The organism is Fervidobacterium changbaicum, assembly GCF_004117075.1.
GTDB lineage: Bacteria > Thermotogota > Thermotogae > Thermotogales > Fervidobacteriaceae > Fervidobacterium > Fervidobacterium islandicum.
On sequence record NZ_CP026721.1, the window covers coordinates 1189768 to 1205854 of the forward strand.

The window sequence follows — 16087 nt, forward strand, 5'->3', positions numbered from 1 at the left end:
GGTTTCAGTTATCATATACGCGGAAACAATAAGAAAAATTTCACAATGATTTTGAGAAACCACATACTAAAATTCTTTTTCAGGAGGTGTTACTATGGCGTTGAACATGTTTTGTTATCAGTGTTCGCAAGCGATGAAGGGAGAAGCTTGTACGATAACGGGTGTGTGTGGCAAAGAACCGACGGTCGCAAGATTGCAGGATAACCTGCAGTATATACTAAAAGGCATCTCTGCGTACTACTACCACGCACGAGAGCTGGGCTACAAAGACGAAGAAATCGCAGCATTCTTGGGTGAGGGACTGTATTCAACTCTTACAAACGTCAATTTCGATGCACAAGAGTTTGTCAACCTAGCACTCAAGGCAGGTATGATGAACTTTAAAGTCATGCAGCTTTTGAAAAAAGCCCATATTGAAACGTACGGAGAACCAACACCTGTTGAAGTAGAAACAGGAACGAAAGAAGGACACGCGATCATTGTGACAGGTCATAACCTAAAAGCCCTCGAAGAACTGCTCAAGCAAGTTGAAGGAACCGATGTCTATGTATACACTCACTCGGAAATGTTGCCAGCGCATGGTTACCCGGGACTAAGAAAGTACAAAAATCTCGCAGGAAACCTTGGCGCAGCTTGGTATGACCAAAGGGAACTGTTCGATAAGATTCCTGCAGCAATATTGGGAACAAGCAACTGTGTCTTGTTACCAAAAGAATCTTACAAAGACAGAATGTTCACAACTTCAATTGCAAGACTGCCCGGAGTAAAACACATTGAAGGCTATGATTATTCCGAAGTAATAGCCAAGGCAAAATCTCTGCCAAAACTTCCAGAACAACCTGGAAAATACAAATTAACGACCGGATACTCGGCAAGTGTGGTAAAATCACTTGCTGGCAAGATAAAAGAACTTGTCGAAGCTGGCAAGATTAAGCACTTCTTCGTTGTAGGTGGTTGCGATACACCAACCAAACGAGGTGTATACTACAGAGAATTCGTCCAAAAACTTCCAAGAGAAACCGTCGTCATTACTCTTGCATGTGGCAAGTTCAGAATTAACGACTTGCAGCTTGGAGATATCGAAGGTATACCAAGGCTCATAGATGTTGGTCAGTGCAACGACACGATAGTGGCACTTGAAATCGCCATGGCACTTTCCGAAACTTTCGGTGTACCGGTTGCAGAATTACCACTGACGCTTGTGCTCACATGGATGGAACAGAAAGCGGTTGCAATACTTTGGACGCTGCTTGCACTTGGATTGAAAGGCATATACATTGGTCCAGTGCTACCAGCTTGGGTGAATGATGATATTTTAAAGGTTCTTGTAAACAACTATGGTATAAAGCTGATAGGAGAGCCGGAGGAGGATATAAAAGCTATCTTGAAAAACTAAAAGATAACCACACTATCAGAAAACAAACGCTGGGCATCATGCGCCCAGCGTTTCTTGTTTCAAGACTCAAAACTTATCAAGTTTGAAAATTTCCTCTACTGACAATGGAATTATAAAGTTCTTGGATAAATCTATAAGTGTAAATAACGAACTACTCCATTTGCGAATGTGCACAAAACGTTATTCTCAAAAGGCAAAAGGCTCGTTAGATACCCTGTTCCAGCAAAAATCATATCGTAATTTCCCGAGTCCAAATCAACAAAAGCTACCTCCCCACGGTCCGTTCCTAAAACAAGTTGTTTTTGGTCGAGAATTATCGGATCTGCTACCATTGTTGAGGAATTCAACTTGACGTTCCAAATGATTTTTCCGGTTTTTGCCCCTATTTTGTATACTTCACCGTTCATTGTTGTGACATAAACAAAATCACCCTGACGTTTCACAGAAGAGTATCCAACACCTGGTATTTTCAAGCTCCAAATTTTTCCTTTGGTTTGAACATCCATCGCATTGACTGTCCCTTCTATGTTTGCATATATCAGCAAATTCCCAACAATTGCAGGTATTGAACTGCCAGATGTGTAGTAACTTTTTCCAACTTCAAATTGGTCAATTAATTTTCCATCCTCGCTAACTATGTAAATCTTACCGTCCCAAGATGGTTGATAGTATTTACCGTTTTCAAAAAGCGGCTGAATTTCAAGCAAGCCCTTCAAATCATGTTTTGCTATCACCGTTAAATCGGTAGCTTTCAGTATGTAAAAATACTTACCTGCGCAAACAGCAAGTGTTGAATTTCCTTTTTTAATTGCATGTATTGGTTCGGATAATTTTACCTGCTTAAGCAAATTTCCATTTACATCAAACAGATATAAATTTCCATCCAAAGCGCCTAAGACAAAATTACCAGAAATAGTCTCTATATTTGCCACAACAGAACCTATTTTTTTCTTCCAAAAGGCTTTTCCATCTTTTAAAAAAACTACGTTGCCAGAGTAGTCGGCAATAACAAAGCCACCTTCCAAAACTGCAGGCTTTGAGTAGATTGTATCTTCCAGTTGGAACGACCAACCTTTTTGTTGTTGTTCAAGTACAAAGAACTTTTGAAAAACTCCTTCTTTACCTATTAAGGAAACTCTCAGCAGTACTGAAATATCAACCTTTGGAAGGTTGTTAAGAGTAACTTCGTACGTTGAAGGTTTCTCAGAAGTATTTTGAAGTGCACGTTCGTGTATCACTTTACCGTTTGCTATTATCCTTATCCTTTCTGCGCCAACACCCTCTACTTTTATCTTAACTGTGCCATCCGCATTTTTTACGAGTGTTATAGTTCCGTTTACCAACTGTCTTTTCTGTTTTTTGAGAGGAACACTTTTGAGTATTTCAAAACCATCCGTACTTACATCATACTTCCATAAGTAAGCTTGCTCGTTATCCCAGCTTAAAACAGTCATATAACCATCTTTCGCAGCACCCACGGTCTGAAACCAAGCCCAGTTATAGAATCCCGAGTGGTCGTATTTGTGAACATGTCCAGACAACACAAGCGGAACATCATAATCTGGAAGCATCTCTAAAACCTTCCAACCATCATCGGTGTAATTATTAGGTCCACCAAATGGATGGTGAGACAGCAAAATTACCTGCTTACCTTTGGATTTAGACCTCTCCAGCTCTTGTTTCAACCATTTCAACTGAATTTCCCCGATATGACCCACGTGTTGGAAGAGCATCGTTGTACCGATACCTATGACGACAAAATCACCAACTTCGTAAGTGAATGTTTCATAGAGCCCTGCTGAATTGTTGATATCCAACCTCTTCGTCTTTCTTATCTGATAACTCCACCGCACATCGTGGTTACCCAAAATGTACCTGTACGGAATCTTTGCACGTTCCAGAATGAGCAGCGTTTCGTGCAACTTATTGAACTCTTCATCACTTCCTATTTCGGTGAGGTCACCCAAAAGAAAGACTGCCTGTGGTTTTATTTCAGCAATTTCGCCTAATAATTTCTCAACTGTTTTTGATTTGTACGGATAGTGTAAGTCTGTTAGTAAAGCAATATATCCGTTGTGGAAGGTGAATGGATATGCTTGGTTGGTTTGAGCAATGGAAAGCGATTGGAGTACTAATAAGACAGATATGAACACGAAAACCAATGAAAACCGAACGAAACGTCTTTTCACACTTTGACCTCCTACATACTTTTGATTTCTATCTCATGTCCATTTTCAAAAAACTCCCGCCAAAAAGCGGGAGTTCAATTCGTGTTATTTTTTTGCCTGGTAGTAGCACCTTTTAGGCGATTCTATCTTTCCTTCTTCTTTGAGTGCTTTTATGGCTTTGTCCACTTCTTCTTTGGAAAGCCCAGCCTTTTCGGCGATATCTCCCGGTCTCAGTGGTTTGTCTGACTCTAAAAGAACTTTGAAAACAAGTTCCTTTTTATCCATACAACTTCCCCCTTTCTTGTTCCAAAAGTAAACGAAGTTCGACAGTGTTTATAGTTATCCGTGGTATAATAATTATACCATAAATAATCGAGAGAGGTGAAAGTATGCCAAACAACATATCATATGCAAGACCGACAATAATTGTAAGCAGGTGTTTTTTTGAACACACAAGATACGACGGTGGAATTATTTCGAGCGATGTTGTAAAAAAACTCGAAAGTTATTGCGATTTTGTCCGGGTGTGTCCTGAGGTGGAAATAGGTCTGCCAATTCCAAGGGAACCCATAGATGTTTTTCTAATAAACAACGAGCTTAAACTCCTAAACAAATCTAGAACGGAAGACCTCACAGAGAAAATGCTCTCTTTTGCTAATAATTATGCCGACCATATTCCAGACAACATCGATGGAATGATCTTAAAGTCTAAATCTCCGTCTTGTGCTTTGAACGATGCAAAGTTGTATGGCGAAAATGGTAGGGTCATTTCAAAAACGCCTGGGCTCTTTGCTAAGGTGATGTTGGAGAGGTTCCCATATCTTGCCATCGAAAGTGAAATGAGACTTACAAACGATAAATTGAGGTTTGAATTCTTTACATTTATATTTACGTACGCAATGTTCAGAGGTGTCAAAACGAAAAGGGAGCTTGTTGAGTTCCATTCGAAGAATAAATTTCTGCTCTTGGCAAAGAACGAAAAGGTTATGAGAGATATGGGAAAACTGGTAGCGCAAAAGGGATTCGACGATTCAACAAAAAAAGCGTACGGACAACTTCTCGTCAAAGCCCTAAAAACACCTGTAAAGAAGTCAAAGATGATAAATACTCTGTTGCACCTGTACGGGTATTTCAAAGACAAATTGTCAGCGCAAGAAAAGGCTTACTTTATGGATTTGGTTGAGGACTACAGAAACGGCGTTGTGAATTTGCAAACAGTTCTTGCCATTCTAAAATCCTGGGCAATCAGGTATTCGATAGAGTACGTCTTAGACCAAACTCTTTTCGAACCCTACCCCAAGGAATTGGACCATTTGAAAAACGAAAGAGATGTAACAGAAAGAACAGAGTAATGACAAGGCATATAAGCATCGAGTCGAAAATCGCTTACCAACTGCTTAAGTTTATTAATTTTTCAAAAATTGTAGAAGTCAAAATGCTCAAGGATACTTTCAACAAATCTCCCGCTCTTCCGGGATATTCTTTGTGCAACAAAGTGGAAGTTCATTCTTTCCAGACCTTAGGAAGAAGTGTTTGGGAAATTACACCAAAAACTGCAAATTCAAGCACAACTATTTTGTTCCTCCACGGAGGAGCGTATATATCAAACTTAACAAAAATGCACTGGAAGTTTGTCGAAAAGCTTATCGAGTGCACATCTGCAACGGTGTACGTACCAGATTATCCCCTTGCCCCAGAATACATATGGAAAGACACGTATATGTTCTTGGACGAGTTATATACTTTGCTCCTTGAAAAACACGGTGAGAGAAATATCGTTTTTATGGGTGATTCGGCAGGTGGAGGGTTAGCGTTAGGTTTTACGCTAAAACTACGTGACGAAAGTAAAAGATTGCCAGATCACGTTGTTCTTTTCTCTGCTTGGCTGGATTTGAGTTTGAGCAATCCGGAACTGGAGCAATATGAGAAGAGGGATGTGATGCTAACCGTTAAAGGTTTAAAGGCTGCTGCGCAAAGGTATGCAGGTAACGAGGATGCTAATTTGAAAGACCCTCGTCTTAGTCCTATCTACGGTGATTTTTCAAACCTTTGTCAAATAACTGTTTTCACCGGAACTAACGATTTGTTGCATCCGGATTCGAAAAAATTAAGGGAGGTCTGTGAAGTACACAACCTCCCGCTTAATTATTTCGAGTATCCAACCATGTTCTACGATTGGGTAATTTTTACGTTCTTGCCAGAGTCAAAAGATGCACTCAAGAAAATTCGAAAAATTCTAAGATGAGTAGATTAGTAATTGTTCCAGACGTATCTTATTATCTCATCTTGGTATTGCATAGCCATGTACGTTGGAATTATAAAGTTATTAACCATGATTGTAAACGCCACTTTCCGACCTGTCTTTGTGACCATCACTCCCGCTATGTTCGAAACTTTCTGCAGAGTGCCCGTTTTGGCATAAAGTGTTATATCACCAAGTCTTTTTTCCATAGTGCCCTCTTTTCCCGAACTTGCTAACGTTGATATAAATCCATTAAAACCTCCGTGGGTTTTGTAAGCATAGACCAACACCTGGGTAATCATGTAAGGGGTTGCAAGGTTATAGGTTGATAATCCAGAGCCGTCGTTAAGCTTGAATGGATAATACTCTCCAAAGAGCTTTTTGTAAAAATCGTTCATAACTTTAAGTGAGTTATATATACTACCAAAACCGTAAACTCTCAGTCCTACAGTTCTCAGTATCTGTTCTGCATACGAGTTACTACTGTATTTGTTCGCCACCGAGATGAGATTCTTTAAAGGGGCAGACTTGATCACTATGAACTCTCTGTAGTCACTTGTTAGTTTACCTATCTTGACCGTACCTTTAACGTTGATACCATAGCTGCTGAGTATCTGTTTAATATGAAAGCCAAAGTTCAAAGCTACAGCAGTTGTATCGTATGGATTAAAATTGTTAGGATTTTCTTTAAGTATCAAGGCATCAACGCTTGGATTTTTATAATCCCATTCCCAACCGATACCCCATCTTTCATTGGAGAAGAAAGAATTGTCGATTACTATGTTACCTTCTATCTCCCTTACGCCTTCAATGACAAATTTTTTGAGGTTCGCTTTGAGCGTATCGACGCTCATCGAAGGGTCACCGTTACCTTTGATGACAATGTTGCCTCGAACTGTCGGAGATATGTTACCGCGAGGAACGTACACCGTTGTAGTGTAGCGAAAATCAGGCCCAAGCACTTCCCACGCAACGAGCGTGGAGAAGATTTTTGTCAATGAAGCGGGAACAAAGAGACTGTGTTCGTTGTACCGAACAAGTGTATTTCCATTGTCTACATCAACAAAATACACACCAACAAATCCACCCTGTGGTGCCTTCGAGGTTATGATGGAGTAAACGTCTTGAGCCAATATTACGGAAGGATAAATGATAAAAATAATGGATGTGAAAAATACCAGCGAAAGATAGAAAAAATTATTTTGAGAGTATTTCAATCTTCTTGATTCTTTACTCAACGATCTGATGTATGCTCTGAACACCTATTACTTTGCCTCCCACATCAATGTACAACGTATCATCACCGATTTTCAAAACTGTTCCTTCAACAATTTGATCGTCCACTTTTACTTTAAGCTTATCTCCTTCTTTGGGAACTAAGTATTTCTTCCAAAGTTTTGTGATATTTTCCGTTTCATTTCTGTATGTTATCAGTAGATTCCATGCGTGTTTGTTTACAGTATCAAGTAGGTAAGTGATTTTCACCTTTTTCTTGAGGATATCTTTCAAAGAAATCGCTATATCTTTTAAATCCTCAGGAATATCGTTGTTTACATTTATACCTATGCCTACGATAATAGCAATTACCCTGTCGTTGACAGAAACAGCCTCGGAAAGTATACCCGCAACCTTTTTTCCGTTGTAGTATATATCGTTCGGCCATTTTATGTACGCCTTCACTTTCAGCTTTCTCAGAACTTCCACAATTGCTATAGAGAATATCTTCGTGTAGACGTGGAGATTCAGGTGCACCTTTGGTTTAAAGAGCACTGAGTACCACAGTCCACCTTCTGGGGAATACCAAGTCCTTCCCATTCTGCCTTTGCCAGCTGTCTGTTTTATCGCAACAACTATAGCTCCGTCGTGGAAAGATTTGTAGTTCCTTTTCAAGAACTCGTTTGTACTGTCGACTTCATATAGTACTTCTATCTCCTCACCTATCATCTCACTATCCAGCTCCCCTTGAGTATTTTTTCAATCTGCTGCCAGTAACTCACGTTCTTCTCTTCAAAAAATCCTTCAACCTGTGTCTCAAAAAGATTGCTGAAAAGAGCAAGTAAACCAATGCGCCGAAGATTGTTGATGGGATCACCCATATGCGTCTTTGTGAAATACTCGAAAAGTAGTACGTTGATATACCCATCAGAAGAGAAGACAAAATAATGTATAAATCATCCTTTTCAAAAAGTTTCTTGTTCTCTTCCTTTGCAAGAAGATACAAAAACCCGATAATTCCCGCAACGCTAGTAGCTAATGCGACACCTACGGGTCCGTACTTTAAACCAACAAGAAGGTCCATCACCACGTTGGTAAGAGCCACTATTGTTGTCGCTTTCAGCGGTGTTTTCATGTCCTTCATCGCATGACGTGCGCGAGCCATTGTTGAGTACATACCGTAAAACGGCAGACCAACAACGTACGCATTTAGCACCTGCGCGGTGATTCTTGTATCTTTGGCCGTAAATCGCCCATACTCGTAGAATAATCTAAGGATCGGTTCATCAAGAACCAAAAGACCAACAGCTGCGGGAACTGTAAAAAAGAGCGTTGAAGTTATTCCACTCCTTAAGTGTTTGCTGTAGTTTTGCCTATCGTTACTGATTGTGGAGAGTATAACTGTCGCCACAGCCACTCCGAATAAACCGTATGGTAGCATGTAAAACCTTGATGCGTACTGAAGGTACGAAACGCCACCGCCAAGTCCTTTGCTGTAATAAGATACTACGTTCGTGTCAACTATACTATTAATCTGAGAAATGGACATTGCAAGGAAACTGGGCCAGAATAACCTTAGAAAATCACGTGTGTACCTAAATGTGAAACGAAGCTTGTGCCTTTTCAGTGGATATGCCAGTGCCAAAAACGCTGCCGCTTCCCCTATTAAAAAACCCCAGGTGGGTCCGTAGATACCCAAACCCGGGATGAGCATGAAGACTATTATTACAATGTTCGGAATAATCGGTGTCAGTGCTGGGTAAAAGAATTTGCCACGCGTGTTCTCGATTGAGTACGTTATAGCCCACCAGAATATGAAGAGGATCGAAGGTGCCGTTATTCTTGTTAAAGTACGGATTAGTTCCTTAGTCTGTGGTGCAGCGCCTGAGCTGAACAGATATATAACGATATCGGGAAATATCACGACCACTAAGACTATAATCGCTAAAACTACAGTAAAACTTGTTAGAACCGATGACAAGAACTCATCCTTATCCTCTGATTCACTGTAGAGCGGTACGAACGCGGAAGTCATTGCACCTTCACCAAAAACCCTTCTTAAGAAAAACGGGAACAAGATGGCTACGAAGTAAGCATCAGCTTGCCAAGATGTTCCAAACTTGGAAGCCATGAGCATGTCTCGAACAAGGCCTAAAACCCTTGATAGGAACGTTGCTATAGCGAATGCAAGACTACTTAGCATCACACTCAATTTTCAACCAACCTCCAGAAGCAAAGCTAAATTCTGGTTTACTTAGCGTAAGAGATAGAGCGCTTTTCTCTTATCACAACCACCTTCAGTACACCTGGATACTGCAGTTCGTTTTCAATCCTCATTGCAATGTCGTGCGCCAATTTTTCAATCGTTGCATCGTCTGTTTTTTCCGGCTGGACGATAACTCTGATCTCCCTACCAGCTTGGATCGCGTATGCATTTTCAACGTACTTGTAGCTCTTTGCTATCTCTTCGAGTTTCATCAACCTTTTAATGTAGCTTTCCACATCTTCTCTTCTTGCACCAGGTCTTGCAGCAGAGATAGCATCCGCTGCGGTAACTATCGCCGCCTCTGGTGTAATTGGCTCTTCTTCTCCGTGGTGTGCCATTATCATGTTGATAATTTCATCGGATTCACCGTATCTCTTTAAAATTTCCGCACCAATTACTGTATGTGAGCCTTCAACTTCATGATCAAGAGCCTTACCTATGTCATGCAACAGTCCTCCACGTTTGGCCTTATCCACATTCAAACCAAGCTCAGCGGCAAGCAAACCTGCAATTTGAGCAACCTCAATTGAGTGATTTAAGACATTCTGTCCGTAACTTGTCCTGAATTTTAACCTACCGAGTAACTTGATGACTTCTGGATGCAGTCCTCCGACACCAACCGTAATCACCGCTTCTTGACCCGCTTCTTTAATTTCTTTTTCAACTTCTGCTTTCGCCTTCTCGTACATTTCTTCTATTCTAGCAGGGTGAATTCTTCCATCTTGCACCAATCTTTCTATAGTCCTTCTTGCGATTTCTCTTCTCAATGGGTTAAACGAACTTAAAGTCACCATTTCAGGAGTATCGTCAATGATGAGATCTACACCTGTTATCTTTTCAAATGTTCTGATATTCCTACCTTCTCTTCCTATTAACCGACCTTTCATATCGTCGTTAGGTAAAGCAACGGTGCTGATAGTGACCTCACCGGTGTATTCAGGAGCGTACCTTTGTATAGCATCCGCTATAACCTTTTTTGCGTACTTTTCAGCATCTTCTTCGTACCTTGCCTTAATTTGGACAAAAACCTTTGCAATTTCATGTTCGTATTTTTCCCTGGCTTCTTGGAGCACGATCTCTCTGGCTTGCTCGTGTGTAAGCCCTGCGAGTTTGGTAAACTTATCTTGAATTTCCTTTTCTTTTGCTTCAATTTCTTTCGCTTTTGCTTCCAGCTCTATCTTTAAGTTTTCAACGAAACTTTCACGCTTATCGAGCATCTCTTCACGCTTACTTAATAATTCCTCACGCTTTAAAATCCTTTCCTCGAGTTGCTTTATTTCTTCTTCTCTTCTTTTTCTTTCTTTTTCTATCTCTTCGCGAATCTGATGCGCTTCTTCACGCGCTTCGATAATCATTCTTTTCTTTATCTCAGCTGCTTCTTTTTCAGCGTTCTTTATTATACTTTCGGCATCTTCTTTGGCAGCTTTGAGCTTCTTTTCAATCTCTTCCTGTGCCTTTTTTCTACCAACCGTGCTACCAAGGTAGAATCCCAATGCTATACCTGCTATCGCTAAGACTATGTATATCAAAATCTCCATTACCAATCACCTCCGAAACCATTTCTGTATAGTTTTTCTCGCTTTTTGTGTTCGTCTAAACCTTTAGTTAGTTTTTCAATTATCTCCTGGATGTCTACCTCTTCAAGGACTTTCTTTATAGCATCTTCTATGATATATTCATCCACATGTAGTTGCCTGAGTTCGTAACGTATTCTAAAAGGGCCCTTGTAGTGGATCACCAAGCTGTCATAAGCGTAAAGGTACGCAAATTTTTCATCATCTATGAAACCCTTTTCTTTAAGTTTTTCTATTGTTTGACTTATAACGTCTTCTGAAAATCCTTCCCTTCTAAGCCTGTTTTCTACTTCCCACTGAGACCTAGCCCTGAATTTAATAAATCTCAGCGCAACGGTAAGTGGATCATAGTTTGCTCTCTTTTTCGAGCCTCCTTTATGGGTATATTGATTTTGATTTTCTAATCCCTCGCCGTAGACATCGGATCTATCAAACTCGTCAAATTTTTCAAATTTATATTTACTTTGTCGCTTTCTCCGCATTCTTCGTTCCTTCTGTAAGTTCTGTTTCTTCAGCTACTGGTTTAGAAAAGTATTTTTCACGGATCCGTTTTTCGATCTCATCTGCTATTTCCGGATGTTCAACAAGATAGCTCACAGCATTTGTCTTTCCTTGTCCGAGCGAATGCTCTTTTCCATCAAGAGCTTCGTATGTAAACCAACTACCGCGCCTGTCTATGAGCCCTTCATTAACTGCGATGTTGAATAGTTCGTTTTCACGAACGATACCTTTTCCATAGATTATATCCACAGTCGTTGTTTTAAATGGAGGCGCGACTTTGTTCTTAACAAATTTAATCGTTATTTCGTTCCCTATGTGCTCGTTACCTTCTACTATCTTTCCGGAAGATCTGACTTCCATTCTCATCGTCGCGTAGAACTTTAATGCGACTCCTCCAGTTGTTGTTTCCGGGTTTCCGTACATAACGCCTATTTTCATACGCGTTTGGTTGATGAAAATAACTACGGTTTTGGATTTGTTGACATTACCTGCGAGCTTTCTCAGTGCCTGTGACATCAACCTTGCTTGGAGACCTATTTGTGCATCTCCCATCGCTCCTTCTATTTCAGCACGCGGTACAAGTGCAGCAACGGAGTCTATAACTATGAGGTCCACCGCGTTACTCCTAACAAGTTCGTCGACTATATCGAGTGCTTGTTCACCGTAGTCCGGTTGAGAAATCAGAAGTTCGGAAAGGTTTATTCCGAGGTTTCTTGCGTAATTCAAATCGAGCGCGTGTTCTGCATCGACAAATGCTGCAATGCCTCCTTGTTTTTGGACGGAAGCAATCGCATGTAGTGCTATCGTGGTTTTACCACTTGATTCCGGACCATATATTTCTATAATCCTTCCACGTGGGTATCCACCAACACCAGAAGCGATATCGATAGCGAGTGACCCACTGGGAACAACTTCTATGCTCTGGACGAGGTTTTCATCGCCCAGAATCATTATGGAGCCCTTACCGTACTGCTTTTCAATTTTGCTAATGGCCTTCTTAAGTACATCTTTTTTCATTTCATCTGACATTCTTCATCAAACCTCCCTCAAATTTCAGTTTATATACCCATTTGTAAATGGGACCCTGTGGTGTTAATGTAGAGCTGTAAATGGTTACCCCGTCAACTACGAGTGTTATCTTCGGCGTTTGGATATCTTCAACGAGCTTCTCCCAATCGTTCGGATATTCCTTTACCCTGCCCAACGTAACGTGTGGAACAAAGTTCCCTTGTTCATCGTATTTGATCTTGTTCTTGTTGAGTTCAGACTTCATTTCAAGGAACAACCTCTGCAAAGACTTCGTGGGTTCAAGCTTCAAAAACAGCACCCTCGGTGAATGTTTGAATTTAAAATAACCAAAACCTGACAAACTCGTGCTAAACGAAGGAAAACCTTGTAACCTTTTTTGAAGTGCGTGGGCCATTGAATCAACAGCCTTTTCATCCATCTCTCCAAGGAAAAATAATGTTAGATGAAGATTTTCTGGTTTTGTCCACGTGGCTTTGAATCCTATAGAAGCGAGTTTGTCAATGATTTCCTGTCCTACTTCTCGTATCTCCGGATTTATGTCTATAGCTATGAACGTCCTCACAGTAGACCCCTCCAAGTTTCTAAATAAGTATGTGGACCTTTTTCAAAACACACTCATCGGTTCAGATATTCTCGGTTCTGGTAGGTATAGAGCACACCAGATATTACGGTAACAAAAGCTACGAAGTATATCAAAATCGTATTTGCCTTATCAAGCAGACGTTCCAGTTGAAAAAAACTCAGCTTTTCTAAGAAAAGACTTATTGCCAAAATCATCTGAGAGACCGTTTTCATCTTTCCAAATATGTTTGCAGCTATGATGTTCCCAGCCTCCGATGCAATCATACGCACCATACTAACCAAGGTGTCACGGAAAACCAAAATAACAACTAACCAGCCTGGAAGCATTCCAACCTCTACAAAAACAACAAAAATCGATGTTATCAAAATCTTATCGCTCATTTGATCGAGCACCTTGCCAAGCTTTGTGACTTGCCCCAACTTTCTAGCGAAGTAACCGTCTATATAATCACTGAGAGCAGCGAGTAGAAAGAGCAAAAAAGCCCAAATGTAGTTATCCAGGTACATTAAAAGTACGATTGGAATTGTTGAAAGAATTCTCAACCAGCTTATCGTGTTTGGCAAATTAAAAATAACGTTGCCGTGTGCATTTTTTGAATCCTTTTGAGAAGTACTCAAACCAGTTCTCCCTCCAGGTCGTATGTATCAGCTTCTGTAATTTTCACTTTCACAAACCCTTTCTTGTTGCTGCCTTTGAAAAAGACGTTACCATCGATTTCGGGAGCATCCATGTACCCACGTCCTATAAGCACGCCACTTGCTTCTTCATCAATTAACACATTGATAACTTTTCCCACGTACCTTTGATTTCTAAGCAGCGAAATCTCCGCTTGTGCTTCCATTAGTTGGTCCAACCTTTTTTGAGCCGTTGAAAGTCGAACTTTGTGCGACAATTTGTACGATGGTGCATCTTCTTCGTCTGAGTAGATAAAGGCCCCGAGCTTGTCAAATTCAATACGCCTTATGAACTCCAGAAGTTCCTCAAAATCCTTGGCCGTTTCTCCGGGAAAACCTATAATTATCGACGTTCTAAGCACAGCTTCAGGGTACATTTCCCTAATTTTCTCAAACAATCTCTCGAGTTCTTCAGGTGTTTTCGTTCTGTTCATCAGTTTTAAAATCTTCGCACTACCGTGTTGGACTGGGATGTCGAAATACTTGAGTACTTTTTCATGAGAAAACCCAGCAAGGATTTCGTCCGTTACGTGATCTGGGTGCATGTACATAACCCTGATCCAAAATTCTCCAGGTACTTCGTTTAACCTCTTGAGTAACTCTGGAAGCATGGGCTTCCCGTACAGATCAACCCCGTATCCCGTTGTATCCTGTGCTACCAAGATAATCTCTTTCTTACCTTCTGAAACCAAGTATTCAACCTCTCTGACTATGTCTTCAATTTTTCTGCTTACAAAACCCCCCTTGAATTTTGGTATGGTACAAAACGTACATGCACGATCACAACCATCGGCTATCTTTACGTACGCGTACGGAAGGTCGTCATCAACCCTTCCCTCAAAATCGTATACCGCTATAGGATCCGTTATGTACTTTTTTGTTTTTTCTAGGTTATCTGCCAGAACCTTGGGTGGCAAAACTCCAAACCATCCGTCAACTTCCGGAATTTCCACTGGCAAATCTTTAGGGTACCTTTGAACCAGACATCCAGTAACAAAGATTTTGAAATCCTTCCCTTCTTTCTCAAGCTTCTTTTTGTGCTCAACAAACTCCAAAACCGTATCAATCGACTCTTGTTTGGCATCTAATATAAACCCACACGTATCAACAACTACTCCGTCTGCTTCATCTAAATCATCCACAATTTCGTGTCCAAGTTGTCGAATGTGGTGCTTGAACAACGAAAAATCTGCCTCATTCTTGGGACATCCCAAAACAACGATGTATAACTTCAAGAATTCCGCCCTCCTCGTTCCTTACATTCTTTACCTCGAACAGTTCGCATGATGCTTTTTAGGTATTCCTTCCTTTTCTCTAAATACAGGTCTCTAATTTTTGAAAGTTCCGCTTTGTAGACCTCTTCTTTGTAATTCGGGTAAGTAAAATCATAGTCTTTCCACTTACCGTTTATGTACATTAATGTTGGTTCTGCGTATATCCCTTGACCTATATATATCCTGTGAGGCCACATTTTGGTGGTTGCCAAAACGAACTGCATATGGTGGATATAGCCAGGGTCGAGGTTGAACCTCCTGTTCCCTTCCACTGCATGCTTAGCTTCCAATTCGTTTGTTTTAACCTTTATCGAAGCCAGCAGTGATGGATGAATCAACCTCTCAAAGCTGATTAACCTCCCTGTTATTCCGGAGCCCATTTCTTCGTTGTAATAGAGCGTATATTTCTCAAAGTCCAGCTCCGGGCTGATGTAGTCTATCGGTCCGAAAAGTGCTATCAAATCCGGTTTCACAACTTCAAACCAATAATCAAGCTGAGCAGAAAAAATAAATATAACTAAATTAACCGGTTCGACAATTTTCACTTTTCCCATATAACTTCCACCTCGAAGCACGGTATTTTAACAACCTTTACCCGATTACCGTAAAGTCGTAGGACACTTTCCCCAAAAACAACGTATCTACCAACGTCTAAAGGTCGCTGATTGTTGTAAACAGATCCGTTAAGCACATAATTCCCCCTTAAACCTTCTATCGTTACAAGGGGGGCATTCTTTATTGCTTTCACATATTTATAGGTGAATAACAACATCAAAACACTCAGCAGTGTCATACCATAGAACAAGATTCTTATAAACTTTTTAGACATATTTTCACCTTTCGATTATCAGTTACCTGACAAAAATCTTAACTATCAAACCAGATTAATTATACAATAAAATTTCGAAAAATGAACACCAAAAGTTTTGTAACCTAGCCCCATCATGTCGAATTAATTTTCTACTTAGAAAATCAAATCGACAGCTCTAGTTTGTAGCTCCACAAGATATGTAAACTGTACCGAAATATCCGTCTCTACATACCAAATATTGGCTTGCCGGATGTACAGATAAGATTGAACTTCCAACCATCAAGTGAACCGCCTTTGTTTACATCATTTATCATCACAACTTTTTTAGCCAAAACTAACAGCCCGCGCAAGAAA

The 16087-nt window shown here is 40.5% G+C and carries 16 protein-coding genes; 3 read left to right on the plus strand and 13 right to left on the minus strand.

Annotated elements, in window-relative coordinates; all coding sequences use genetic code 11:
- Positions 1-100: 100 nt before the first annotated feature.
- Positions 101-1396, plus strand: a complete 1296-nt coding sequence (hcp, locus tag CBS1_RS05615) for a hydroxylamine reductase (protein WP_033192714.1) — start codon at positions 101-103, stop codon at positions 1394-1396.
- A gap of 131 nt (positions 1397-1527) precedes the next feature.
- Here the strand turns inward: hcp and CBS1_RS05620 are convergent, their stop codons facing one another.
- Together CBS1_RS05620 and CBS1_RS05625 are read right to left on the minus strand one after the other, a co-directional pair.
- Complete coding sequence (locus CBS1_RS05620; RefSeq protein ID WP_033192181.1) at positions 1528-3585, minus strand: metallophosphoesterase; 2058 nt, start codon at positions 3583-3585, stop codon at positions 1528-1530.
- Between the two features lie 84 nt (positions 3586-3669).
- Positions 3670-3849, minus strand: coding sequence for an HTH domain-containing protein (locus CBS1_RS05625; protein ID WP_033192182.1), 180 nt, complete (start codon positions 3847-3849; stop codon positions 3670-3672).
- 104 nt (positions 3850-3953) lie between these two features.
- Between CBS1_RS05625 and CBS1_RS05630 the strand changes: the two genes are divergently transcribed.
- Both CBS1_RS05630 and CBS1_RS05635 read left to right on the plus strand, forming a co-directional pair.
- Positions 3954-4916: a YbgA family protein gene (locus CBS1_RS05630; RefSeq protein WP_090222049.1), complete on the plus strand. Its 963-nt coding sequence runs from the start codon at positions 3954-3956 to the stop codon at positions 4914-4916.
- The gene (locus CBS1_RS05635) at positions 4916-5809 is read left to right on the plus strand and encodes an alpha/beta hydrolase (protein WP_090222050.1); all 894 of its coding nucleotides are present in this window, start codon (positions 4916-4918) and stop codon (positions 5807-5809) included. The genes CBS1_RS05630 and CBS1_RS05635 overlap by 1 nt, the downstream gene beginning before the upstream one ends.
- Positions 5810-5814: 5 nt before the next feature.
- Here CBS1_RS05635 and CBS1_RS05640 read toward each other — a convergent pair whose 3' ends face one another.
- Genes CBS1_RS05640 through CBS1_RS05690 form a run of 11 tightly spaced genes read right to left on the minus strand, consistent with a single transcriptional unit; the run spans position 5815 to position 15751 of the window.
- Positions 5815-7068, minus strand: coding sequence for a D-alanyl-D-alanine carboxypeptidase/D-alanyl-D-alanine-endopeptidase (locus CBS1_RS05640; protein WP_033192184.1), 1254 nt, complete (start codon positions 7066-7068; stop codon positions 5815-5817).
- On the minus strand, positions 7037-7750 hold the full coding sequence (locus CBS1_RS05645) for a biotin--[acetyl-CoA-carboxylase] ligase (protein ID WP_033192185.1): 714 nt from the start codon (positions 7748-7750) through the stop codon (positions 7037-7039). Before CBS1_RS05645 ends, CBS1_RS05640 begins: the two co-directional genes overlap by 32 nt.
- A gap of 49 nt (positions 7751-7799) precedes the next feature.
- The gene (murJ, locus tag CBS1_RS05650; protein ID WP_236938693.1) at positions 7800-9224 is read right to left on the minus strand and encodes a murein biosynthesis integral membrane protein MurJ; all 1425 of its coding nucleotides are present in this window, start codon (positions 9222-9224) and stop codon (positions 7800-7802) included.
- A gap of 47 nt (positions 9225-9271) precedes the next feature.
- On the minus strand, positions 9272-10825 hold the full coding sequence (rny, locus tag CBS1_RS05655; RefSeq protein ID WP_164969246.1) for a ribonuclease Y: 1554 nt from the start codon (positions 10823-10825) through the stop codon (positions 9272-9274).
- Positions 10825-11343: a regulatory protein RecX gene (locus CBS1_RS05660; RefSeq protein ID WP_052107215.1), complete on the minus strand. Its 519-nt coding sequence runs from the start codon at positions 11341-11343 to the stop codon at positions 10825-10827. The genes rny and CBS1_RS05660 overlap by 1 nt, the downstream gene beginning before the upstream one ends.
- The gene (gene recA, locus CBS1_RS05665) at positions 11321-12391 is read right to left on the minus strand and encodes a recombinase RecA (RefSeq protein ID WP_033192188.1); all 1071 of its coding nucleotides are present in this window, start codon (positions 12389-12391) and stop codon (positions 11321-11323) included. Before recA ends, CBS1_RS05660 begins: the two co-directional genes overlap by 23 nt.
- Positions 12381-12953: an RNA 2',3'-cyclic phosphodiesterase gene (gene thpR / locus CBS1_RS05670; RefSeq protein ID WP_033192189.1), complete on the minus strand. Its 573-nt coding sequence runs from the start codon at positions 12951-12953 to the stop codon at positions 12381-12383. The genes recA and thpR overlap by 11 nt, the downstream gene beginning before the upstream one ends.
- A gap of 53 nt (positions 12954-13006) precedes the next feature.
- The gene (gene pgsA / locus CBS1_RS05675) at positions 13007-13591 is read right to left on the minus strand and encodes a CDP-diacylglycerol--glycerol-3-phosphate 3-phosphatidyltransferase (RefSeq protein WP_176759476.1); all 585 of its coding nucleotides are present in this window, start codon (positions 13589-13591) and stop codon (positions 13007-13009) included.
- On the minus strand, positions 13588-14883 hold the full coding sequence (gene rimO, locus CBS1_RS05680; protein ID WP_033192190.1) for a 30S ribosomal protein S12 methylthiotransferase RimO: 1296 nt from the start codon (positions 14881-14883) through the stop codon (positions 13588-13590). Before rimO ends, pgsA begins: the two co-directional genes overlap by 4 nt.
- The gene (locus CBS1_RS05685; protein ID WP_033192191.1) at positions 14880-15476 is read right to left on the minus strand and encodes a DUF4416 family protein; all 597 of its coding nucleotides are present in this window, start codon (positions 15474-15476) and stop codon (positions 14880-14882) included. Before CBS1_RS05685 ends, rimO begins: the two co-directional genes overlap by 4 nt.
- Positions 15464-15751, minus strand: coding sequence for a hypothetical protein (locus CBS1_RS05690; protein WP_090222052.1), 288 nt, complete (start codon positions 15749-15751; stop codon positions 15464-15466). The genes CBS1_RS05685 and CBS1_RS05690 overlap by 13 nt, the downstream gene beginning before the upstream one ends.
- Positions 15752-16087 lie beyond the last annotated feature (336 nt).